General features: G+C 72.5%; 20 protein-coding genes. 11 read left to right on the forward strand and 9 right to left on the reverse strand.

Annotated elements, in window-relative coordinates; genetic code table 11:
- Nucleotides 1-165 precede the first annotated feature (165 nt).
- The 5 genes from QUG93_RS02885 to QUG93_RS02905 all read right to left on the reverse strand — a co-directional run bounded on the left by QUG93_RS02885 (nucleotide 166) and on the right by QUG93_RS02905 (nucleotide 6,546).
- Nucleotides 166-2,025, reverse strand: a complete 1,860-nt coding sequence (locus QUG93_RS02885) for a thioredoxin domain-containing protein (protein ID WP_289472129.1) — start codon at nucleotides 2,023-2,025, stop codon at nucleotides 166-168.
- 79 nt (nucleotides 2,026-2,104) lie between these two features.
- Nucleotides 2,105-2,638 (reverse strand): P-loop NTPase family protein, encoded by a 534-nt coding sequence (locus QUG93_RS02890; protein WP_289472130.1) that lies wholly within the window; start codon nucleotides 2,636-2,638, stop codon nucleotides 2,105-2,107.
- A gap of 1 nt (nucleotide 2,639) precedes the next feature.
- A complete protein-coding gene (locus QUG93_RS02895; RefSeq protein ID WP_289472131.1) occupies nucleotides 2,640-3,707 on the reverse strand; it encodes an NAD-dependent epimerase/dehydratase family protein in 1,068 nt (355 codons plus the stop codon).
- A 162-nt stretch (nucleotides 3,708-3,869) separates the two neighbouring features.
- Nucleotides 3,870-4,730 carry a sulfurtransferase gene (locus tag QUG93_RS02900; RefSeq protein ID WP_289472132.1) on the reverse strand — a complete coding sequence of 287 codons (861 nt, stop codon included), beginning with the start codon at nucleotides 4,728-4,730 and terminating at the stop codon, nucleotides 3,870-3,872.
- Nucleotides 4,731-4,986: 256 nt separating this feature from the next.
- Nucleotides 4,987-6,546, reverse strand: a complete 1,560-nt coding sequence (locus QUG93_RS02905) for an MFS transporter (RefSeq protein ID WP_289472133.1) — start codon at nucleotides 6,544-6,546, stop codon at nucleotides 4,987-4,989.
- A 163-nt stretch (nucleotides 6,547-6,709) separates the two neighbouring features.
- On the opposite strand from QUG93_RS02905, the gene QUG93_RS02910 reads away from it, so the two are divergent.
- Entirely contained in the window at nucleotides 6,710-7,369 is a 660-nt protein-coding gene (locus QUG93_RS02910) for a TetR/AcrR family transcriptional regulator (protein ID WP_289472134.1), read from the forward strand.
- Between the two features lie 212 nt (nucleotides 7,370-7,581).
- Here the strand turns inward: QUG93_RS02910 and QUG93_RS02915 are convergent, their stop codons facing one another.
- On the reverse strand, nucleotides 7,582-9,213 hold the full coding sequence (locus QUG93_RS02915; protein WP_289472135.1) for a dolichyl-phosphate-mannose--protein mannosyltransferase: 1,632 nt from the start codon (nucleotides 9,211-9,213) through the stop codon (nucleotides 7,582-7,584).
- Nucleotides 9,214-9,266: 53 nt separating this feature from the next.
- On the opposite strand from QUG93_RS02915, the gene rsmI reads away from it, so the two are divergent.
- The 5 genes from rsmI to QUG93_RS02940 all read left to right on the forward strand — a co-directional run bounded on the left by rsmI (nucleotide 9,267) and on the right by QUG93_RS02940 (nucleotide 14,290).
- Nucleotides 9,267-10,088, forward strand: a complete 822-nt coding sequence (rsmI, locus tag QUG93_RS02920; RefSeq protein ID WP_289472137.1) for a 16S rRNA (cytidine(1402)-2'-O)-methyltransferase — start codon at nucleotides 9,267-9,269, stop codon at nucleotides 10,086-10,088.
- 120 nt (nucleotides 10,089-10,208) lie between these two features.
- Nucleotides 10,209-11,789 (forward strand): methionine--tRNA ligase, encoded by a 1,581-nt coding sequence (gene metG, locus QUG93_RS02925; RefSeq protein ID WP_289472138.1) that lies wholly within the window; start codon nucleotides 10,209-10,211, stop codon nucleotides 11,787-11,789.
- Nucleotides 11,786-12,724 carry a TatD family hydrolase gene (locus QUG93_RS02930; protein ID WP_289472139.1) on the forward strand — a complete coding sequence of 313 codons (939 nt, stop codon included), beginning with the start codon at nucleotides 11,786-11,788 and terminating at the stop codon, nucleotides 12,722-12,724. Before metG ends, QUG93_RS02930 begins: the two co-directional genes overlap by 4 nt.
- Nucleotides 12,725-12,726: 2 nt before the next feature.
- Complete coding sequence (gene rsmA / locus QUG93_RS02935) at nucleotides 12,727-13,575, forward strand: 16S rRNA (adenine(1518)-N(6)/adenine(1519)-N(6))-dimethyltransferase RsmA (RefSeq protein ID WP_289472141.1); 849 nt, start codon at nucleotides 12,727-12,729, stop codon at nucleotides 13,573-13,575.
- A gap of 292 nt (nucleotides 13,576-13,867) precedes the next feature.
- Nucleotides 13,868-14,290: a hypothetical protein gene (locus QUG93_RS02940; protein WP_289472142.1), complete on the forward strand. Its 423-nt coding sequence runs from the start codon at nucleotides 13,868-13,870 to the stop codon at nucleotides 14,288-14,290.
- Nucleotides 14,291-14,433: 143 nt separating this feature from the next.
- Here QUG93_RS02940 and QUG93_RS02945 read toward each other — a convergent pair whose 3' ends face one another.
- Nucleotides 14,434-15,174 carry an SDR family oxidoreductase gene (locus tag QUG93_RS02945; RefSeq protein WP_289472143.1) on the reverse strand — a complete coding sequence of 247 codons (741 nt, stop codon included), beginning with the start codon at nucleotides 15,172-15,174 and terminating at the stop codon, nucleotides 14,434-14,436.
- 101 nt (nucleotides 15,175-15,275) lie between these two features.
- Here QUG93_RS02945 and QUG93_RS02950 point away from each other — a divergent pair, with 101 nt between their 5' ends.
- The gene (locus QUG93_RS02950) at nucleotides 15,276-16,133 is read left to right on the forward strand and encodes a helix-turn-helix transcriptional regulator (RefSeq protein WP_289472144.1); all 858 of its coding nucleotides are present in this window, start codon (nucleotides 15,276-15,278) and stop codon (nucleotides 16,131-16,133) included.
- A 3-nt stretch (nucleotides 16,134-16,136) separates the two neighbouring features.
- Here the strand turns inward: QUG93_RS02950 and QUG93_RS02955 are convergent, their stop codons facing one another.
- Nucleotides 16,137-16,637 (reverse strand): hypothetical protein, encoded by a 501-nt coding sequence (locus QUG93_RS02955; RefSeq protein WP_289472145.1) that lies wholly within the window; start codon nucleotides 16,635-16,637, stop codon nucleotides 16,137-16,139.
- Nucleotides 16,638-16,752: 115 nt separating this feature from the next.
- Here QUG93_RS02955 and QUG93_RS02960 point away from each other — a divergent pair, with 115 nt between their 5' ends.
- The 4 genes from QUG93_RS02960 (at nucleotide 16,753) to QUG93_RS02975 (ending at nucleotide 21,151) form a co-directional block, all read left to right on the forward strand.
- Nucleotides 16,753-17,775, forward strand: coding sequence for an ATP-grasp domain-containing protein (locus QUG93_RS02960; protein WP_289472146.1), 1,023 nt, complete (start codon nucleotides 16,753-16,755; stop codon nucleotides 17,773-17,775).
- 83 nt (nucleotides 17,776-17,858) lie between these two features.
- A complete protein-coding gene (locus tag QUG93_RS02965) occupies nucleotides 17,859-18,905 on the forward strand; it encodes an LLM class flavin-dependent oxidoreductase (RefSeq protein WP_289472147.1) in 1,047 nt (348 codons plus the stop codon).
- Nucleotides 18,905-20,209, forward strand: coding sequence for an O-acetylhomoserine aminocarboxypropyltransferase/cysteine synthase family protein (locus QUG93_RS02970; RefSeq protein ID WP_289472148.1), 1,305 nt, complete (start codon nucleotides 18,905-18,907; stop codon nucleotides 20,207-20,209). The genes QUG93_RS02965 and QUG93_RS02970 overlap by 1 nt, the downstream gene beginning before the upstream one ends.
- 9 nt (nucleotides 20,210-20,218) lie before the next feature.
- Nucleotides 20,219-21,151 carry a 4-(cytidine 5'-diphospho)-2-C-methyl-D-erythritol kinase gene (locus QUG93_RS02975; RefSeq protein ID WP_289472149.1) on the forward strand — a complete coding sequence of 311 codons (933 nt, stop codon included), beginning with the start codon at nucleotides 20,219-20,221 and terminating at the stop codon, nucleotides 21,149-21,151.
- A 33-nt stretch (nucleotides 21,152-21,184) separates the two neighbouring features.
- Here the strand turns inward: QUG93_RS02975 and QUG93_RS02980 are convergent, their stop codons facing one another.
- The gene (locus tag QUG93_RS02980) at nucleotides 21,185-22,837 is read right to left on the reverse strand and encodes a glycosyltransferase family 39 protein (RefSeq protein WP_289472150.1); all 1,653 of its coding nucleotides are present in this window, start codon (nucleotides 22,835-22,837) and stop codon (nucleotides 21,185-21,187) included.
- Nucleotides 22,838-22,870 lie beyond the last annotated feature (33 nt).

Consider the following 22,870-nt stretch of genomic DNA (forward strand, 5'->3'; position numbering starts at 1 on the left):
CCGGGTGGTGGCGGTGCGGCAGTCCGCTTGCGGCGGAACCCAGCCCGCCGACCGGCGAGCAAGGGCGCTGGGTGGTTCGGCCGGGCGAGTGGGGCGGTCGGGCGAGTGGGGCGGTCGGGCGAGTGGGGCGGTCGGGCGAGCGGGGCGGTCGGGCGAGCGGGTCGGTCAGGCGAGCTGGTCGGCGAGCTCGGCTGCCGAGTGCGCGGGCAGTGCGCACACGTGGTCGTGGCACACGAAGGCCGTCGGTGCGGCGCCGTCACGACCGGCGAACAACGAGAAGCCGGCGTCCGCCCACGCTCGGGCCTGTTCGGGCAGGACCGTCGCGATCACCGTGCCGGGCCGCCGGGCGCTGCGCGCGGTCGCGCGCAGCGGGTCCTCCGGTCCGGACACGACGACGATCTCCCGCGACGGACGGTGCAGCGCCAGGGCGATCCCCAGGGCGTCCGCGTGCCCGAGCGGCCGCTCGGTGCCGGTCCGGGCACGGTCGGCGACCAGGGTGGCCGCCGCGCCCCGCAGCTGGTCGTCACCGGTCAGCGCCGCCAGCAGTGCTGCTGCCGCCGCCAGCCCCGCGGTCCCGGAGCGCATCGCGGTCTGCGGTTGCTCCCCGGTCGCGGTCCCCGCCGCCTGCAGCACCGGGTCCGCGTCGAACCGGCCGGCGAGGCCGACCTCGACCAGCGACCGTGCGGTCGTCGCGTACCCGACCTCGCCGGTGACCAGTGCGAGCTCGAGCAGCCCCTCGGCCAGCAGCCCGACGTCCTCGACGGTGGGCGGTGCTGACGACGTGCCGTGGCCGGTGCTCGAGCGCACGACCACCCGGCCGTCCCGCACGTGCGCGGCGAGCACCGCGTCGGCAGCGCTGCGGGCGAGCGCGATCATCTCGTCGTCACCGTGTCGTGCGCCCGCGATCGCGAGCCCGCGGATCGCCAACCCGTTCCACCCGGTCAGCACCTGGTCGTCGAGGGGCGGGGCGTCGAACCGACCGCGCTGGTCGAGCGGCAGCCGGTACCAGTCACCCTCGACCCGGCGACCGTCGATCGTCGACTCGCTGTCCTGCGCTGCCACGAAGGCACCGTCAGGACGCCGCAGGGTGTCGCGGAGGAAGTCCGCGATGCCGCGCGCCTGCTCCGCCCCGGCGACGGCGAGCAGCCCCGCGTTGTCGTAGAGCATGCGCTCGTAGTGCGGGACGCTCCAGTCGCGCTTGGTGGCGTAGCGGAAGACGCCGCCGTCGGCATCGGTCAGCTCGGTCGACCGGATCGCGTGCAGGCTCCGGTCGAGCAGCGCGCGGGCGACGTCGTCGCCGTCCGCACCGACGTCGCCGAGGAACTCCAACAGCGGGGCGCTGGGGAACTTCGGCGCACCACCGAAGCCGCCGTACGTGGTGTCCTCCGCCGAGACCAGCTGCGCGGTCACCGCCCGGATGGCGTCGACGGACGGGAGGCGCGGCTCGCCCCCGTCCGTCGCCGCACCACCCTGAGCCGCACCACCTCGTGCCGTACCACCCTGTGCGGCCGTGTCCGCCTCGGCCCCCTGCCGGATCGCCGTGGCGATCGCACCGGCGTTCGCGTCGACCTCGGCCCGGCGCTGCTGCCAGGCGTCGAGCACCGCCGCCAGGACCTGACGGAAGGACCCGACCTGACCGACCTGGGTGGGCGGGTAGTAGGTGCCCGCGAAGAACACGCGCCCCTCGGGCGTCGTGAACGCCGTCAACGGCCACCCGAGCTGCTGGGTGAACGCACTGGCCGACGCCATCAGGCTGGCGTCCACGTCGGGACGTTCCTCACGGTCGACCTTGATCGCGACGAAGTCCCGCCGCAGCAGTTCGCCGATCTCCGGGTCGGAGAAGCTCTCGCGCGCCATGACGTGGCACCAGTGGCAGGTGGCGTACCCGACGGAGACGAGCACGGGCACGTCGCGCTCACGAGCCTCGGCGAAGGCGTCCGGGCCCCACTCGCGCCAGTCGACGGGGTTGTCGGCGTGCAGTCGGAGGTACGGGCTGACCGCGGTCCCGAGCCGGTTGTCGTCCATGGCTCCAGCGTGCCCCGCCAGGGCTGGGCGGTCCGCCTGGCGGGACGATCAGTGGACAGTTCGCTCCTGTCCACAGCGGTCAGGCGGGGAGCCACCCCGTCAGCGACGCGAGCAGACGTGCGAGGTCCCGCGGCGTCCGCTCGTCGGTGTCCACCCGCGTGACCGCGCTCGCGACGGCCGCGTCGAGCCTCCCTGCCGTCGCCGTGCTGTGCACGAGCTGCGCCTGCGGTACCGGGCCGCCCGCCCGTCGGCCGAGCCGGTCCGCGGTGGTCGTGTCCGAGGCCCGGAGCAGGACGGCGGTGACCAGGGGGTCGTCGCCCATCGCCGCGGCGAGCCGCGCGTGTTCGAGCACGGCCACGGTGTTCGTGGACACCAGCCGGTGGTGCCCGAGTTCCCGGTACGCGGCCCACATCGTCCGCAGGTTCCGTTCCGCGAGCCGCACTCCGGGGTGCGCCACGTGCGGTGCCGGGTGGGCCAGGTCGAGCAGGTCGCCCTCGATGACCGCGTGCGGCACGTCCGCCTCGACGAGCAGGTCGTGCAGTGCCTCGGCGGCGGTCGACTTCCCGACGCCCGAGCGGCCGCCGATGAACAGCACCTCCGACCGCGGGGTCACGTCAGTCGCGGCCGAGGGAGAGCAACGCCAGGGCGGCGTCCTCCGGACCGTAGTCGAACATGCGGTCCCAGAACGGGTCGCCGGCCCACGGGACGTCGCCACCGGCCGGGACGGCGTGCGCGGTCTCGAGCAGCCAGTCGACCGCGGGACGGACCGCCTCGGCGTACTGCGGCGGTTCCCACCCGAGCGCCCGTGCCGCCGAGGTGTCGAGGACGAACGGGGACGGCGAGCTCCACGGGGTGGTGCCCACGAACGCCGGGGCGTCCTGGTCGAGCAGGACCTCGTCGAAGCGGTGGTCGACCAGGCGGGCGAGGGTCCGGACGATCTCGAGGACGCTCGGCGCGGTCTCGTCCGCGACGTTGAGGATGCGGCGGTCCGGGGCGTCGGCGACGAGGTGCACGAGCGACGCGATCCCGCTCGCGGCGGTGGTGTGGTCGACTCCGCGGCCGTGGTCGGCGAGCAGGATGCGCTCCCGACCGTCCAGCGCCCGGCGCACCACGAACCACTCCCGCGGCCGTCCGGCGCCCGGGCCGTGGACCTTCGAGGGACGGAGCACCGTGACGGGTGCGCCGTGGTCGAGCAGGACCTGCTCGGCCGCGACCTTCGCAGCGCCGTAACCGTCACGGGAGGTCGGGTCGCCGTCACCGGCGGTGACGGTCGGCTGCAGCTCGGTGACCGCGCCGCCGAACACCGGGCGGTCGACCGAGTTCGCGTGCCGGCCCCGGTCGTCGACGTACACGGCCTTCGACGACACGAACACCGTCGAGCCGACGTCGTCGAGGAACGGTCGGAGCTGCAGGGCATCGTCGCGGGAGGTGCCCACGGTGTCGACGAGCAGGTCGGCGCCGGGGCGCAGGAGGTCGCGGAGCACACTCGTGTCCCGTCGGTCGCCGGCGACGAAGGTGGCGCCCGTGGCGGTCAGGGTGTCGGCAGCGGGGCCGCCGCGTCGCGCGACGGCGTCCACCTGCCAGTCGTCCCCGCCGCGCCCGGACTGGTCGAGCAGGTGTCGGGCCACCGCCGATCCGATGCCGCCGGTACCGCCGAGGACGACCGCGCGTCTGGTGCTCATGCGCTCACGCTAGCGGTGGTCGTCGCCCGCCTGGGTCGTCGACCGCGTCGAGCGTCGCCGTCCGCCGTCGGCGCCGTTCGTCGCAGCGCCGTTCGACGTCCGAAACCGTTCGTCGCAGCGCCGTTCGTCGCCCGCGCCGTGCACCGACGGCGACGCCGTCCGTCAGGACGCGAGGAGCTCCGGCTCCAGCCGCCACCACTCCGCAAGGGACCCGTCGTAGACCTTGACCCCGTCGTGGCCGAGCACCGTGAGCGCGAGCGCGTCGACGCACGCGGCACTGCCCACCCCGCAGTACGTCACGATCTCGTCGGCGTCGAGCACGGGTGCGAACACCTCGGCCAGGGCGGTACGGCGACGGAGGGTGTTCGAGTCCGGGTCGACGACGTCGTCCGTCGTGATCGCCGTGCTGCCCGGCACGACACCCGGGTGGTCGCTCCCGAGGGCGGACGGCGGGGCGGCGAGCACGACCGCTGCGGGCTCCGTGCCCTGCACGGCACGCAGCACCCGGTCGTGGTCGGCCCAGACCGGTCGTTCCTCGCCCGCCAGGAACGGAGCGGCACCGTCGGACGAGGCCTCGGTGCGCAGGGGACCGACGCGGACGGGCCGTCCCTCGTCGCGCCACTTCGCGAAGCCGCCGTCGAGGACCGCGACCTCGTCGAAGCCGAAGGCACGGAAGATCCACCACAGCCGCGCGGCCCACTCGCCGATGCCGTCGTCGTAGACCACGACCGTGCAGGTGTTGGTGACGCCGAGGGCCCGCGCCGCGGCTTCGAAGCGCTCGGCGCTGGGGCGGGAGAAGGGCAGACCGGTGTCGGGGGCCGAGAAGGCGTCGACGAGGTCTGCGTACCGGGCGCCGGGGACGTGCCCGCGCTGCTCGTACGCGTCGCGGGCGCCCTGCCACTGCATCGCCGTGCCGACCCCGGCCGTGTGCACCGAGGCGTCGAGGACGACGAGCTCGTCGGCACCGATGTGGTCGGCGAGCCACTGCGTCGACACGAGCGGCGAGGTCAGGACGGGGGCCATGGCGCTCACGATAACCGGGTCCCCTGACGCGGCCCACGAGGATCGACACAGTGCGCAACGCCACTGTCCGGACCACGAGGACACCGAACCACGTGGGACGAGAACGGGCTCTCGGAACGCAGTCGTTCGGTGTGCGGGCCCGGCGAGACGACATCCCACGCGTCGATCGACGCGTGGGATGTCGCAGGACCTGCACCGGTCGCTGGCCGGCTGCGTGCTAGTGCGCTGCCGCCGGCGGCCGCCGGCCGGCCGCGTGCTAGTGCGCTGCCGCCGGGATGCTGCCCGTCGTGGCGGACGACGCGTGCTCGAGCTTCGCCAGCCGGACCGACTGCCGGTTGATCAGCAGTCCGCCGGCGAGGGCGACCAGCACGAGCACGCCCGCCGAGATGCCGAAGGCGACGTGGTAGCCGTCGATCACCGCCTGTGCCTGCTGGAGCTTCGTCGGTGCCGTGGACAGCCCCGACAGGCTGTCCTTCACGACGTCCGCGAAGATCGTCGACAGCAGCGCGGTGCCGATCGAGCCACCGATCTGCTGCATGGTGTTCACGGTCGCCGAGGCCACGCCCGCGTCGGCGCGGGCAACGCCGGTCGTCGCGGTGTTCATCGCGGACGAGAAGATCGTGCCCATGCCGAGCCCGATCACGACGAGTGCCGGCAGGACCGTCCCGGCGTAGGTGCTGTCGACGTCCGTGCGGAGGAGGAGCAGGAGCCCGGTCGCCGCGACCAGACCGCCGGCGAAGACGAGCACCTTCGGTCCGACCCGGGGGAGCAGACGCCCGCCGATCTGCGTCGCCGAGATCATGATCGACAGCGGCATCGGCAGGAAGGCCAGGCCCGTCTGCAGCGAGCTGAACCCGAGGGTCTGCTCGAGGTAGTAGGTCAGGAACAGGAAGATCCCGAACATGCCGATCGCCACGAGACCGATCGCGATGAACGCGCCGCCACGGTCACGGTCGAGCACGACGCGCAGGGGGAGCAGCGGGTGCGCGACCCGCGTCTCGATGAACACGAAGGCGGCCACGAGCACGACGCCACCCGCGAGCATCGCGATCGTGAGCGGGGCGTCCCAGCCGTTCGACTCGGCGTTCGAGAAGCCGTAGACGATGCCGACCAGGCCGGCGGTGATCGTGAGGACGCCGGCGACGTCGATGCGGGGGCGTTCGACCTTCGGCGGCTTCGCCATGAAGACGAGCGCACCGATGACGCCGAGGACCGCGAACACGACGTTCACGTACAGGCACCAGCGCCACGAGGCGTACTCCGTGAGCACCCCGCCGAGCAGGAGGCCGATGGCCGCACCCGAGCCGGCGATCGAGCCGAAGATGCCGAACGCGCGGCCGCGCTCCTTCGGGTCGCGGAAGGTCGTCGTCAGCATGCCGAGCGCCGACGGGGCCAGCAGCGCGCCGAACACGCCCTGCAGCGCACGAGCGGCGACGAGCAGGCCGAAGGAGTCGGCGAGACCGCCCAGGACCGACGCCAGCGCGAAGCCGACCAGGCCGATGATGAACGTGTTCTTCCGACCGAAGAGGTCACCGAGTCGTCCGCCCAGCAGGAGCAGCGAGCCGAACGCCAGCGAGTAGGCGGTGACGATCCACTGCCGCTGGTCGGTACCGAAGCCGAGGTCGGACTGGGCCGACGGGAGCGCGATGTTCACGATGGTCGCGTCGAGCACGACCATGAGCTGGGCGAGGGCGATGACCGCCAGGGCGATCCAGCGGTGGTCGGGTCGGCCCGCGGCGGGACCGGTGCCGGCGGTGGGGCCGGTCGTCGTGGGTGCCGACCCGGTCGGGGTCGGCACGGTGTGTTCTGCCGTCACGGCAGCCTCCTTCTTGGGAAGGGTGGAGGTGGCGGAGCACGCGCCGTCGAGCGCTTCGCGAGGAGGTGGAACCGGATGCTCGGCATCCGCTTGTGGTCAGTGTAGACCGAAACGGAGCAGGTGCATCCGTTTGTTCCCAGAATCGTCAACTACCGTCGACCTCGTGAGCACCACCGACTCGGCGTCCGACCTCGAGCGTCCCCTGCGCGCCGATGCCGCGCGCAACCGCGAGCTGATCCTCCAGACCGCACGCAAGTGCTTCGCGGAACGCGGGTTGTCGGTCACGCTCAACGACATCGCGCACGAGGCCGGTGTCGGCGTCGGCACGGTCTACCGCCGCTTCGCCGACAAGGACGCCCTGATCGAGGCGCTGCTCGCCACGAAGTTCGAGGCGATGAACGCCGCCGCCGCCCGTGCCGCGCAGGAGACCGATCCGCGCGAGGCCCTCCGCGTCTACCTGATGGGCGTGTTCGAGTTCCGCGCGCGCGACCGCGCCCTGGCCGACGCCATCGTCCGCGCGGGGAAGGCGCGGCCGTCGATCGTCAGCGAGCGGGACCGGCTCGAGCGCCAGGTCGCGACGATCATCGAGCGCGCCACCGCGGCCGGGGTGGTGCGGGCCGGGTTCAGCTACGCCGACCTCCCGATGCTCACCACCATGGTCGGCGCCGTCGCCGACACCACCCGGGCCACCGACCCCGACGCCTGGCGGCGCTACGCCGAGGTCGTGCTCGAGGGCGTGCTGCCGGGCGGCACCACCGCACCGATGATCGGCAGCCCGCTCGACCGCACCGCCATCGAGCGCGCACTGCACGGTCAGCCCTGAACCGACCGGCAAGCAGTCGTCAGGCCCGACCCGGCGCTGACGGCGCGCGAGCCGGCGACGGACGGGAGGCGCGTGGCGGCACCGCCACGCGCCTCCCGTCCGCCACCGACCGGCGCGACCGTGACCGCGAGCCGGCCCGCCGGCCCGCGCGACAGCCCGCCGGCCCGCGCGACCGCCCGCCGGCCCGCGCGACCGCCCGCCGGCCCGCGCGGCTACAGCCAGCTCGGCAGCCAGTAGTGCGACCGGATGAAGTCCCACGGCATCTGGAGGCCGGTCCACATCGGGTACCAGTACGCCGACGCCAGCACGACCACGCCGAGGTACACGCCGATCCACACGAGCGCCCTCGTCCGGCGCGGCCGCGGGTCGTCACGCGACCCGGCCACGAGCCCGATCGCGGCCGCGAGCGCCATCACCATGTAGGGCTCGAACGCCACCGTGTAGAACTGGAACACCGTCCGGTCCGTGTACATCAGCCACGGCAGGTAGCCACCGGCGACGCCGATCAGGACGAAGCCGTACTCCCACCGCCGGCGCAGCACCCAGAGCACGAGCAGGGCAACCACGGCGATGACCGACGCGTACCAGATGAACGGGTTCGCGATGCCGGTGATCGCCTCGCCGCACCGGCTGGCCGAGCAGCCGTCCTGGCCCGCGTTCGTCCCGACGTAGTACATCGAGGTCGGGCGCTGCATGACGAGCCAGAGCAGCGGGTTCGCCTGGTACGAGTGCGGCGTGTGCAGGCCGATGTTGAAGCCGTAGATCTCGGACTGGTAGTGCCACCAGTTCTGCAACGAGTCCGGCACCCACGCCAGCACGCCCGTCCAGCGTTCCCCGCCGGTGGCGATCCAGTTCCGGTCCCAGCCGCCCGACGTGCGGAACCACCCCGTCCACGACGCCAGGTAGGTCACGGCGGCGATCGGCACGGTGAGCAGGAACGACACGGGTGCCTGCTGCAGGAACGCGCTCGACGACCAGAAGGTCACACCGGCCCGGCGGCGCATCATCATGTCGCTCAGCACGGAGTACAGCGCGAAGAACGCCAGGAAGTACAGCCCGGACCACTTCGTCGCGGACGCCAGCCCGAGGGCGAGCCCCATGGCGAGGAGCCACGGCCGCCACAGCAGCACCGGACCCCAGAGCGTGTCGCGGCCGGCGACCGCGCGACGCTCCACCCACGCGTCGAGCCGTCGTTGCGCCCACCTCCGGTCGAGCAGCAGGGCACCGGCCCCGAGCAGGACGAAGAACGTCACGATGCCGTCGAGCAGCGTCACGCGCGAGAGCACGATCGCCTGCCCGTCGATCGCGAGCAGGAGGCCCGCGAGCGTGCCGATCGCGGTCGACCGGAACAACGAGCGCGCGATCACGGCCGTCAGGAACACCGTCGCGATGCCGAGCACGGCGACGGTGATCCGCCATCCGGACGAGCTGTCCGGGCCCAGCAGCAGCATGCCCAGGCCGATCAGGTACTTGCCGAGCGGCGGGTGCGCGATGAACTCGGCCGCCCGCGAGTACAGGTCGGTCTCACCGTCCGCGAAGCGCTGGTCCGTGGTCGGAGCGCCGTCCTCCGACGAGTTCGCCGGCCACGTGCCCTCGTACCCGAGGTGCACGATCGACCAGCCGTCCTTGACGTAGTACGTCTCGTCGAACACCAGCGTGTGCGGGTGCCCGAGCCCGACCAGCCGCAGCACGGCGGCCAGCAGCGTCACCGCGAGCGGCCCCGTCCAGCGCCACACGGCCACCCGGCGGGACGTCGAGAGCACCCGGCCCCACCAGTCGTCGAGGCGGGAGCCGACCGGTCCGTCGACGAGGGCGGTGCGGTCGTCGGTCAGCTCGCTGGTCATCGGCGTCATCCTACGGATCGCCCCGATGACGGACCTGCCACCAGAATGGGGACGTGATCGTCCTCGCAGCAACGCCCATCGGCAACCTCGGCGACGCGTCGCGCCGACTCGTCGAGACCCTGTCGAACGCGAGCGTCGTCGCCGCCGAGGACACCCGCACCGCGATCCACCTGATGCGGGCGCTCGGCATCGAGAACCGGCCGCGGCTCATCGCGCTGCACGAGCACAACGAGCGGGCGAAGGCGTCCGAGGTCGTCGAACTCGCCCGCGACGAGGACGTGGTCGTCCTCACCGACGCCGGCATGCCCGCGATCAGCGACCCGGGCTTCCCGCTCGTCGAGGCCGCCGCGGCCGCCGGGGTCACCGTCACCGCCCTGCCGGGTCCGTCCGCCGTGCTCATGGCGCTCGCCGTGTCGGGCCTGCCGACGGACCGGTTCAGCTTCGAGGGCTTCCCGACACGGAAGGGCGGCGAGCGTCGTCGGCTGTTCGCGTCCCTCGCCGGGGAGCAGCGCACGATGGTCTTCTTCGAGTCGCCGCACCGGCTCGCCGACACGCTCGCCGACATGGCCGCCGGGTTCGGTGACGACCGCCGCGCGGTCGTCTGCCGGGAGCTCACGAAGCTGCACGAGGAGGTCCGCCGCGACTCGCTCGCCGCGCTCGCCTCGTGGGCGGCCGACGGGGTGCGCGGGGAGATCTGCGTCGTCGTCGAGGGCTCGACCGGCGCGCTCGACGTCACGAGCATCGAGGACGGGGTCCGCCTGGTGCTCGAGCGGGTCGCCGCCGGGTCGCGCATGAAGGAGGCCGCGGCAGCGGTCGCGGACGCGACCGGGCTGTCGAAGCGCGACCTCTACGAGGGCGCGCTGGCGGCCCGGTAGGGCCGACCAGCGTCGGTCTGGAGGCGCGGGGTGGCCCCGTCACGTTCCTCCCGTCCGGTTCTCCACAGGCGGCGCGCGGGGCGCGTCATGCGCCCGCCGCCCGCCCGTAGGATGGTCCGCATGTCCGACGGGTCCTCGTTCAGCATCACCACGCCGATCTTCTACGTGAACGACGTGCCGCACATCGGGCACGCCTACACCGAGGTGGCCGCGGACTTCATGGCGCGTTGGCACCGGCAGCGCGGCGACGACACCTGGTTGCTCACGGGCACCGACGAGCACGGACAGAAGATCCTCCGCACCGCCAGCGCGAACGACGTGTCGCCGAAGGAGTGGGCGGACCGACTGGTCACCGATGCGTGGAAGCCGCTGCTCGACACCGTCGACGTCGCGAACGACGACTTCATCCGCACCACCGACGAACGCCACGAGCGTGGTGTGACCGCGTTCCTGCAGAAGCTGTACGACGACGGCTTCATCTACGCCGGCGAGTTCGAGGGCTTCTACTGCGTCGGGTGCGAGGAGTACAAGCAGCCGAGCGACCTCGTGCCCGGCACCGGCGCGTACGAGGGGCAGCAGGTCTGCGCGATCCACTCGATCCCGGTCGAGGTGCTGGCCGAGCGCAACTACTTCTTCCGCATGAGCGACTTCGAGCAGCGCCTGCTCGACCTGTACGAGTCGAACCCGCAGTTCATCCAGCCCGAGAGCGTCCGCAACGAGATCGTCTCCTTCGTCAAGCAGGGGCTGCGCGACCTGTCGATCTCGCGGTCGAGCTTCGACTGGGGCATCCAGATCCCGTGGGACCACGACCACGTGCTGTACGTGTGGTTCGACGCCCTGCTGAACTACGTGACCGCCCTCGGGTACGGGACCGACGACGACGAGGCCTTCCGGCGCCTCTGGCCGAGCGTGCACATCGTGGGCAAGGACATCGCCCGGTTCCACGCGGTGATCTGGCCCGCGATGCTCATGGCGGCGGACCTGCCGGTCCCGGAGCGCGTCTTCGGCCACGGTTGGCTGCTCGTCGGCGGCGAGAAGATGTCCAAGTCGAAGCTGACCGGCATCGCGCCGTCGGAGATCACCGACACCTTCGGCTCCGATGCGTTCCGGTACTACTTCCTCCGCGCGATCACCTTCGGGCAGGACGGCAACTTCAGCTGGGAGGACATCTCGGCGCGCTACTCGGCCGACCTCGCGAACGGGTTCGGCAACCTGGCATCGCGCCTCGTCGCGATGTTGCAGAAGTACTTCGACGGTGCCGTACCGTCCCGCGGTGCACTGACCGACTCCGACGAGGCGATCGACGCGCTGGCGGTGGCCGTCACCGAGCGCGCCGACGCCGCTGTCCAGGCGTTCGCCCCGCACGAGGCGATCGCCGCCGTGTGGGAGCTCGTCGACGCCCTGAACGGGTACATCACCGAGCAGGAGCCGTGGGCCCTGGCGAAGGACGAGGCGAAGCGCGAGCGCCTCGGGACCGTGCTCGCGACCGCGCTGCGGGGCCTCGGCACCGTGAACGTCCTCGTCTCCCCGGTGATGCCGAAGGCGACGGAGAAGCTCTGGGCGTCCATCGGTGCCGGCGGTTCCGTCACCGAGCAGCGCGTCGACCGGGCGTACGAGTGGCAGGGCGCCGAGACGGTCGTGCCGCTCGGGTCGGGGCTGTTCCCGCGCATCGAGCAGCAGCCCGAGCAGGGCGCGGCGTGACCGACGCGGCCGACGCGTCGCACGTCCGGGCCCGGGGCGAGGGATCGTCCGGCGGCTCGAAGCGCGACCTGAGCTACCCGCCCCTGCCGCAGGCGCTCGTCGTGCCCGTGTACGACAACCACACGCACATGGAGATCGCCGATGGTGTCGGCGAGGGCGGCGACGGTCCGCTCGACTACCGGGAGCACCTCGACCGCGCGTCGAGCGTCGGCGTCCGCGGTGTCGTGCAGGTCGGCACCGACCTGGCGACGTCGGAGTGGTCGGCGCAGATCGCCGCTCGGGAACCCCGCGTGCTGGCCGCGGTCGCGCTGCACCCGAACGAGGCGCCCGTGCTCGACGAGCAGGGGCTCCTCGACGAGCACCTCGCCGGCATCGAGCGGCTGGCGGCGCTGCCCCGCGTCCGGGCGATCGGCGAGACCGGGCTCGACTTCTTCCGCACCGGCGAGGACGGCCGCGCGGCCCAGGTCCGCTCGTTCGAGGAGCACATCCGCATCGCGAAGGAGCACGACCTCGCACTGACGATCCACGACCGTGACGCGCACGACGCCGTGGTCGAGGTCCTCGACCGCGTCGGCGCTCCGGAGCGGACGGTGTTCCACTGCTTCTCCGGCGGGCCGGACCTCGCCCGGCTCTGCGCCGAGCGCGGGTGGTACATGTCGTTCGCCGGTACCGTGACGTTCAAGAACGCCGAGCCCCTGCGCGAGGCACTGCGGGTCGCTCCGCGCCACCTCGTCATGATCGAGACCGACGCACCGTTCCTCACGCCGACGCCGTACCGGGGTCGGCCGAACGCGCCGTACCTCGTCCCGCTCACGCTGCGGTCGATGGCCGAGACCCTGGGCACCGACGCCTCGATGCTCGCGGCGCAGATCGCCTCGACCACCGAGCTCGTCTACGGCGCGTGGGACGCCGAGCCGGTCACGGTGGACCAGTAGTCGTGGGCGCACTGCTCGGCCCGGCGGAGATCCGGGACCTCGCGGCGAAGCTCGACGTCACCCCGACGAAGAAGCTCGGCCAGAACTTCGTGCACGACGCCAACACGGTCCGTCGCATCGTCACGGCCGGCCGGGTCACGTCCGACTCGCGCGTGCTCGAGATCGGTCCCGGCCTCGGCTCGCTCACCCTCGGACTGACCGAGACCGGCGCATCCGTGACCGCGGTCGAGATCGACGGTCGGCTCGCGGCGCAGCTGCCCGCGACCGTCGCGGCGATGCAGCCCGAGGCGCGGCTGCAGGTCGTACACCAGGACGCGCTCGCCGTCACCGCGGACGAGTTGCCCGAGGCCCCGACGCACGTCGTGGCGAACCTGCCGTACAACGTCTCCGTCCCCGTGCTCCTGCACCTGCTCGCGACCTTCCCGACGATCGAGCGCGTGCTCGTGATGGTGCAGGCCGAGGTCGGCTACCGCATCGCCGCCGGGCCGGGCAGCAAGGTCTACGGCGCGCCCAGCGTCAAGGCCGCCTGGTACGGCTCGTGGTCGACCGCGGGGCAGATCAGCCGCCAGGTCTTCTGGCCGGTGCCGAACGTCGACAGTGTGCTCGTGGGCTTCGACCGACGAGAGCGCCCGGGTGACGAGGCCCTGCGGGAACAGGTGTTCGCGCTCGTCGACGGTGCCTTCCAGCAGCGCCGGAAGATGCTCCGGCAGAGCCTGTCCGGTGTGCTCGGGTCCAGCGCCCGTGCGTCGGAGCTGCTGACCGCCGCCGGTCTCGACCCGACCGCCCGGGGCGAGGCGCTGTCGCCGGACGACTTCGTCCAGCTCGGACGGACGGTCCTCGCCGCCGGCTGACGGTGCGCCTGCGGGACACGAAGTGTTGGGCGTTGCGGCACGGCGCGATCGTCGGACGATCACGATCGTTCGACGCTGAGGCGGGCACGCAGGCAATCGGCCGCAGCCGCGTGCTCCGGCAGAGCCTCGCCGTCGACATGAGCTTCGTGGCGAGTTGCCTGGGTCGATCCAGCCACACTTCCCCGCTTCGTCCGGGATCGCGTCCGTCCTCGCTGCACGTTCATCGGCCGTCGTGCGGACGTGCCGCCTTCTGGGGATCGGTCGGCCGCCCAGGGAGCCCTAGGCTGACCGTGTGCACGCTCCGACCTCCCGCCTCGCCCTGGCGATCACGCTCCTCGTCCTTGCGGGCGGTGCGCTCGTCGTGGTCTTCGCCGTCGTCGCCCTCGTCCGTGACGCCGGCGACGATGCCGCCTGGGCAGCCGCACTGTTCGGAGCAGGCCTGGCAGCGTGGGGACTCTGGTTCAACCAGCTCGCGGACGCGGACGAGGGCCGGGCGTCCACCGGGGATGAGCCGCGAGCCGCGAGGAGCTCCATCGGGACCCTCGCGATGGTCGCTGTCCTGGCCGGAGGTGCCTTCTGGGTGCTCCGTGGACCGCTGGACCGGACGCTGGCCGAGTCGCTCCTCGTGACCGCCATCGTGCTGGGGCTCTGGGCACTGAACCGGGGTCTCGACGCTCGGATCCGGCGTCGGCGCGCCGCCGGCGAGGTCGACTGACGGAGCAGCATGCTCCCGCTCGCCCCGACTACGGTCTGGCAGTCGACATGCACACGAGCTCGCCGTCGCCGTCGCTGAGCTGCGGGAGCGCGTCGAGCGGGGGACTTCCCCTGCTCGACGCGCTCCCGCCCGTGGTGCACGGCTCAGTGGCCGCGGCCGGCCATCGCCTCGAGGATCTGCTGGTGCGTCCCGTCACGCTCGGCCCAGCGCAGCGGCTGCACGTTCTGCACGAGGATCTCGGGCGCGGCACCGGACCCGAGCAGGCCCATCACCTCGTCGGTGAACTCGTCGAGGGGCATCCCGCCGAAGTCCGCCCCGCCCATCAGGTCCGTCTGCACGGCCGGCGGCGCGAGTTCCAGCACCTCCACCGAGCTGCCGACGAGCTGCTGCCGGAGCGCCTGCGTGTAGGAGTGCACGGCCGCCTTCGTGGCGCTGTAGGTCGGGGTGGCGGTGAGCGGCACGAAGGCCAGCCCGGACGACACCGTGATGAGCGTGGCCGCGGGGCGCGCGAGCAGGTGCGGCAGGAACGCGTCGATCAGGCGGATCGTGCCGACCAGGTTCGTCTGGACGGTCTCGAGTGCGTCATCGATGTGACCGGGATCGCGGAGGTCCTCGTTCCGCATGATCCCCGACATCGTCACGACCGCGTCGAGCGACGGGAAGCGGTCGACCACGTCGGCTGCGGCAGAGGCGATCGAGTCCGCGTCGGCGACGTCGATCGCCACGGTGCCGAAGCCGTGCTCGGCGGCGAGGGCGTCCAGACGGTCCTGGCGTCGGCCGCCGATCACGACGGTGCTGCCCGCGGCCTGCAGCCGCTGGGCGAGGGCGAGCCCGAGGCCCGATGTGGCGCCGGAGATGAAGACGGTGCTGTTCGTGGTGTCCATGGCGTCCACGATGCTCCCGTGGCGTCCCGGCCACCAGGACGCGTGCATCGGGGGACCGCCGATCCCTGGCTCGCGTGAGCGGTACGCGGCACGATGGGGGCATGGACCGACCTGCCCTCGCCGACTTCCTGCGCCGCCGCCGCGAGTTGCTGCGTCCGGAGGACGTCGGCCTCGGCGCCGGCGCTCGCAGGCGGACGCCGGGCCTCCGGCGCGAGGAGGTCGCCGCGCTCGCCGGGATGAGCGTCGACTACTACACGCGGCTCGAGCAGCAGCGTGGACCCCAGCCGTCCGAGCAGATGGTCGCAGCGATCGCGCGGGCGCTCCGGTGCAGCCTCGACGAACGCGACCACCTGTTCCACCTCGCCGGGCACACCGCCCCGGTCCGGATGCACCGCGCCGACCACGTCGACCCGGCGATCCTGCGCGTGCTCGACCGGCTCGAGGACACCCCGGCCATCGTGGTGAGCCACCTCGGCGAGACCCTCGTGGAGAACCGGCTCGCCCGTGCGCTGCTGGGGGGATCCGTCGACCTGCCGGGGAACGAGCGCTACCAGGCCTGGCGGTGGTTCGTGACCGGCACCGAGCTGGCGAAGTACGCGCCGGAACAGCACGAGCGGCTCGCCCGGGTGGTGGTCGCATCGCTCCGGGCGGCCGTGGGCCTGGCGGGGCCGAAGGACCGCCGGGCGACCGAGCTCGTCACCGAGCTGCAACGCCGCAGCCCGGCCTTCCGCGAGATCTGGGAGCGGCACGAGGTCGCGACCCGCTGGTCGGACAACAAGACGATCGTGCAGCCCGAACTCGGACGGATCACCGTCGACTGCCAGGTGCTGCACACGGACGACCAGACGCAGGCACTCCTGCTCTTCACCGCGCCGCCCGGCAGCGAGGACGCACAGAAGCTCGAGCTGCTCGGCGTCGTCGGCACGCAGCAGTTCGGCGCGGACAGCGTCGCGCGCTGATCCTCAGTCGACCGACGCGCCCCGGGCCCGCAGCGCCTCGACGACGACCTCGGGGTCGTTGCACCGGAACCGCAGCGACCGTGCCCCGGCGACCTCGACCTGCACGCCCGGTCCACCGTCGAGCAGCACGGCGGTCCCGCCCGGCACGAGCCGGATGCCCCACCCGCCCGAGTTCGCGCCGGTCATCTGGACGACGGTCGCCGAGGTGATCTGCGTGGGCGCAATCCGGCGTCGGTACCAGAGCGGGCGCACGCGCACCTCGAGCACCTGGTCGACGCGGACCTGGATGCGCATCAGAGCGGTCCCGACGCCGACCGCGAGGGTGAGGGCGAGCGTCACGACGAGGACGCCCACGTCGGAGGCCGACGGCGGCCACTCCTGCCACCCCGAGGGCGCCGCGACGACGAGCGCCGCGATCGCCAGGACGAGCCCGACGGTGGACAGGCCGATGACGATCATGAAACGTCCGGATCGGACGGTCTCCTGGTGGACGTCGTCGTGCATGCCCTCCACCCTCGCACAGACCACCAGCGCGCTCGACCCTGCCCCCGGGGGCACCGAGCGCAACCCCGCGTCACACACCTGGCACGCCCAGGCTCGGCGTGCCTAGGGTGGCCCGGTGACAACTCAGCGCGTGTACGTCATCCACGAGAACCCCGAGTGGTTCCCGCCGTTCGCCGCTGCCTTCGAGGCGGAGGGCGTCCCGGTCGAGGAACTCCTGCTCACCGACGGTGGCGCCCTGGGCAGCATCGACCTGACCGCCGAGCCCGCTCCCGGCGTCTACTGGTCGCGCATGTCCGCCTCGAGCCACACCCGCGGCAACGAGCACAGCAAGGAGTACGCCCGCGCGCTGCTCGGCTGGCTCGAGCGCGCTGGCCGCACGGTCGTGAACGGCAGCCACGTGCTCGAACTCGAGGTGTCGAAGGTCGCCCAGCACGGGCTGCTCCGCGACGCTGGGTTCGACGTGCCACGGACGACCGCGGTCTTCGGGTCGGCGTCGCTCAAGGCCGCCGCGCGCACCTTCACCGACGGGCAGGACGTCCCCTTCATCACGAAGCACAACCAGGGCGGCAAGGGCCTCGGCGTCCGTCGCTTCGACACCCTCGCCGAGTTCGACGCGTACGTCGACGGCCCCGAGTTCGAGGCCCCGGTCGACGGCATCACCCTGCTGCAGGAGCTGCTCACCGCTCGCGAGCCGTTCATCACCCGCGCCGAGTTCGTCGGCGGCGAGTTCGTCTACGCCGTCCGCGTCGACACGAGCGCCGGCAGCTTCGAGCTCTGCCCGGCGGACGCGTGCGAGGTCCCGCAGGTCATCGCCGGAGCCGTCTGCGACGTGCCCGGTACCGAGACACCGGGCGCACCGGCGGCGTTCAGCATCCGCGACGAGGTCACCGCCGAGCACCCGCTCGTGCAGCAGCTCCGGACGTTCCTCGCCGACCAGCGCATCCAGGTCGCCGGGGTCGAGTTCATGGAGACCACGGACGGCCGCACGGTCGTCTACGACGTGAACACGAACACGAACTACAACCCCGCCGTCGAGGCGGTCGCGCCGGTCTCCGGCCCGCGCGCGATCGCGCGCTTCACCGGCGCGCTCCTCGAGCGCGAGTACGCAGCGTCCGCCGCAGCGGCGACCACGGCCTGAGACGACACCACCCACCGGCCTGGAGGCTCGTGGCGGGCCCGCCCGCGCCTCCAGACCGTCACGACCCACCTGAGGAACCACACGTGCGATTCGGATACTGGACCCCGCTCTTCGGCGGCTGGCTGCGCAACGTCGAGGACGAGGACATGCCCGTCACCTTCGACTACGTGAAGCGGCTCGCACAGCGAGCCGAACGGATCGGCTTCGACCTGACGCTCGTCCCGGAGCTCAACCTCAACGACATCAAGGGCACGGCGGCGCCGAGCCTCGAGGCGTGGTCGCTCGCGGCCGCGCTGGCGGCGACGACCGAGCGCCTCGAGATCATGGCGGCCATGCGGCCCGGCTACCACCTGCCGGCCGTGACGGCGAAGCAGGCGGCGACCATCGACGAGATCTCGTGTGGGCGTTTCACCTTCAACGTGGTGAGCGCCTGGTGGGCGGAGGAGGCGCGCCAGTACGGCGGGATCTTCTCGGAGCACGACGACCGCTACGCGCGGACCGAGGAGTTCGTCGCGATCCTCAAGGGGCTGTGGGCGGAGACGCCGTTCTCGTTCACGGGTGACTACTACGACGTGCAGAACACGCACCTCGAGCCGAAGCCGCGGGTGACGCCGCGCATCTACGCGGGTGGCGAGAGCGAGGCGGGCAAGAGCTCGATCACGCGGTTCGCCGACGCGTACCTGACGCACGGCGGCACGGTGGACGAGCTCCGCACGAAGATCGACGAGATGAAGCGCCGCCGCGAGGACGCCGGTGCGGCCCCGTTCGAGGCGTTCGGGATGGCCGCCTACGTGATCGTCCGCGAGACCGAGGAGGAGGCGCAGGCCGAACTGGCGCGCATCACCGACGTGCAGCACGGGAAGGCGTACGAGTCGTACCAGGACTTCATCTCGAAGTCGCAGCTCGAGCACGTCCCGTCCCTCGAGGACTACTCCGTGTCGAACCGCGGCCTGCGCCCGGGCTTCGTGGGCACGCCGCAGCAGGTCGCGGACCGCATCCGCGAGTTCGAGGACGCCGGGGTCGACACGCTCCTGCTCCAGTTCTCGCCGCAGGCCGAGGAGATGGAGCGCTTCGGCGAGGAGGTCATCCCGCTCGTGCGCTCGTCCGTCCCCGCCGAGCCGGTCGCCTGATGGCCGCCGAGGACGACTGGGCCTTCGAGACCCGGCAGATCCGCGCGGGCTACAAGGCCGACCCGGGCTTCGGCGGCAACGTCCCGCCGATCGCGCAGACCGCCGCGTTCGTCTACCCGTCGGGCGAGGACGCCGCGGCGCGGTTCATGCTCGACGCGCCGGGGCACACCTACTCGCGCGTGAACAACCCGTCGGCGGCGGCGCTGGAGCGACGCATCGCGGACCTCGAGGGTGGCATCGGCGCACTCGCGCTGGCCTCCGGGCAGGCAGCGACGTCGTTGGCCGTGCTCGGCGTCGCCCGCGCAGGTGACCACGTCGTGTCGAGCGCCTCGCTGTACGGGGCGACCTACACCCTCTTCGCGTCGACGCTCCGCGACCTCGGCATCTCCTTCACCTTCGTGCAGGACCCGACCGACCTGGACGAGTGGGCAGCGGCGGTCCGCCCGGAGACGCGCGCGTTCTTCGGGGAGTCGATCCCGAACCCGCGCGGCGACGTGCTCGATTTCGCGGGCGTGGCGGGCGTCGCGCACGAGGCCGGGGTGCCGCTCATCGTCGACAACACCATCGCGACGCCGTACCTGGTCCGGCCGATCGAGCACGGCGCGGACATCGTCGTGCACTCGGCGACGAAGTACCTGGCCGGGCACGGCAGCACGATCGCCGGGCTCGTCGTCGACAGCGGGAACTTCGACTGGGCGGCGCACCCGGAGAAGTACCCGCAGCTGACGACCGTCGAGCAGTCCGGGTTCGCGGGGACGGCCTTCACCGAGAAGTTCGGGCGTCGGGCGTTCATCCAGCGCACCCGGTCGAAGCTGTCCGCCGACCTCGGCCCGGCGATCGCACCGTTCAACGCCTTCCTCGTCCTGCAGGGCATCCAGACCCTGTCGCTCCGCATGGACCGGCACGTGGCGAACGCCGCGACCGTGGCGACGTGGTTGGACGGCCACGACCAGGTGACCGGCGTGCACTACGCCGGGCTGCCGTCCTCGCCGTGGCACCACCTGCAGCAGCGCTACGTGCCGAAGGGGCCGTCCGCGGTGCTGGCGTTCGACCTGGCGGGCGGCGTCGAGGCCGGTCGCCGGTTCGTCGCGGCGCTCGAGCTCTTCGACCACGTGTCGAACATCGGTGACGTGCGCTCGCTCGTCGTCCACCCGGCGTCGACGACGCACGTGCAGATGACACCCGAGGAACGTGCCGCTGCCGGTGTCGGCGAGGGGCTCATCCGCCTGTCGATCGGCCTGGAACACGTCGACGACATCCTCGCCGACCTGGCCCGGGGGTTCGCGGCGGCCGCAGCGGGATAGGTTGGGGGCATGACCTCGCTGGCCGCACCGACCCGCGTGCGGGTGCGCGCTCCCGGCAAGATCAACGTGTTCCTGTCGGTCGGTGCGCTGCAGGACGACGGCTACCACGACGTCGCCACGGCGTACCAGGCGGTCTCGCTGTACGAGGACGTGACGGCCGAGCCGGCCGACGACTTCTCGATCCGGTTCACCGGTCCGATCGACACGAGCGCCGTGCCGACCGACGGCTCGAACCTCGCGATCCGGGCCGCCCGACTCGTCGCCGAGGCCGCGGGGCACCGCGGCGGCGTCCGGTTGACGATCGACAAGCAGGTCCCCGTCGCCGGCGGGATGGGTGGGGGGTCGGCCGACGCCGCTGCCACCCTGCTCGCGTGCGACACGCTCTGGGGCACCGGCCTCGGGCGCGACGAACTCCTGCGCCTCGCCGCCCGGCTCGGTGCGGACGTGCCGTTCGCCTTCGCCGGGGGCACCGCCGTCGGTACGGGTCGCGGCGACGAGCTCAGCCCGGCGTTGGCGAAGGGGGAGTTCCACTGGGTGCTCGCCCTGAGCGACTCGGGCCTGTCGACCCCCGCGGTCTACCGGGCCCTCGACGAGCACCGGGAGCGGTACCGCGCCGACATCCGCCCGGCGCCGACGACGCCCGTGGTCGAGGCCAACGTGCTGCAGGCCCTCCGTGCCGGTGACCCCGACCTGCTCGCGGACTGCCTGCACAACGACCTGCAGGCCCCGGCGATGCGGCTGCAGCCCGGCCTGGCGACGACGCTCGAGATCGGCGAGAAGGCGGGGGCGCTCGCGGGGCTGGTGTCCGGCAGCGGGCCGACGGTGGCGTTCCTGGTCGCCGACCGCGACGCCGCGCTCGAGGTGCAGGTGGAGCTCAGCGCCGCCGGGCTGGTCGCGCTCCGGGCGACGGGCCCGGTGCACGGCGCGCGCGTCGTGCACTGAGGCGAGCACGCACCGGGGTGCGCAGCACGCCCCTCAGCCGCGGACGTACTCCGTGATGACGACGCGACCGGTGCGGAACCGCTGCTCCGCGTGGAACCCGTGCTCGGCGAGGACCGAGGCCGTCTCGGGCTGGATGTTCCGCGCCTTCGGGGTGCCGCCGACGAACCAGACGGTGTCGATCGAGCCGAGGCGGGCCGGGATGGTGCTCGCCAGGTCGCCGTTCTGGTTCCACAGCACGCCGGTCTCCGCGCCGTCCTTCCGGACCCCCAGGTCCGTGAGACCGGTGAACGCCCACGGGTAGGACACCCGGATGATCTCGGCCGTGGCCCCCGGGTGGCCGTAGACGCTGCCGAAGACGACGCCCTCGTTGGCGCCCGGGTTACCGCTGCGCTCGGCGCTGATGATCGACGCGGCATCCGCCCACGTCGACTCCTGCTTCGATCGGGGGGTCTTCACGTCGATCGCACTCGGCACGCTGATCACGAGGAACACCGCGAGGACGACGGCGAGCACCGCCCGTGGGCGCACCATCGTGATCGCAAGGGCGATGAGCAGGGCGACGAACGGCAGGCTGAGCGACGCGTACTTCGGCGAGTACAGGTGCTTCCCGAGCGCCGTGGCGAGGAGCAGCACCGCGGTCGGCAGGACGGCGAGGGGCAGCCCGACCCGGACCGCCTGCGCTCGGAGCACGGACCGGACCGAGGCGGACCGGCGGCGGACGGCGACCAGCGCGCCGACCACGCCGACGACCAGGAGCACCCAGGCGACGGCCGCGAAGGCGTCGATGCCGCCGAACCAGGACGTCGCGAACACCTGGGAGAACGTGCGGGGGCCGATGCCGGAGATCCACGCGACCTGCTTCGACTGCGCGATCACCTCGAGGACGAGCGGTGACGCGACCAGTGCGGCAGCGCCGGCCGCCACGACCCAGCGGACCAGGACCCCACGGGTGACGAGCGGCGCACGGACGTCACGCTCGGACCACTGCTCCGCCCGACGGGCCGACCGCTGGGCGAGCAGCGTCCACGCGAGGGTCACCGCGTGGGCGACGACCGCGAGCGACAGGTAGACGTTGAACGTGACGGCCACGAGCGCCAGCGCGCCGTAGGTGATCCACCACCGCCGACCGGACGACGACCGGGTGCGCCGGACGGCGGTGATTCCGACGAGCGTCAGCGCCACGGCGAGGGCGGTGATCGTGGCGTACGGCCGACCCTCGGAACCAGCCCACTGCACACGGGGGAGTGCGAGGAAGACGAGGCCGGCCGTGACGCCGAGACGACGGCCGCCGAGCCGTCGGCCGAGCGCGACGACGAGTCCGGCGGCGACGCCGATCGCCAGGGCGCTCGGGAAGCGGAGCGTGAACGGCGTGTAGCCGACGAGCCAGAACCAGACGTGGACCAGTGCGTAGTACAGCCCGTGCACGGCGTCGACGTTCTGCAACTCGGCCCAGAGCTGCGGCCAGCTGCGCTGGGCGCTCGTGACCGTTGCTGCCTCGTCGTACCAGACCGACGGCACCCAGGCGAAGAGGGCACCGGAGACGACCCCGAGTGCGCCGACGGTGAGTTCGGGGGTGCGGACGGCAGCGACGCGGACCGCCGACGAGGCGGACCGGAGGCGGGCACGGACCGGCGCGACCCCTGCGGATGCGGGGACGTGGATGGTGCCGGTCTGAGGTGCAGTCACGGTGGCGACGGTAGCGTCCACGGCTGGACGGGT

The organism is Curtobacterium caseinilyticum (genome assembly GCF_030363035.1).
Taxonomy (GTDB): Bacteria; Actinomycetota; Actinomycetes; order Actinomycetales; family Microbacteriaceae; genus Curtobacterium; species Curtobacterium caseinilyticum.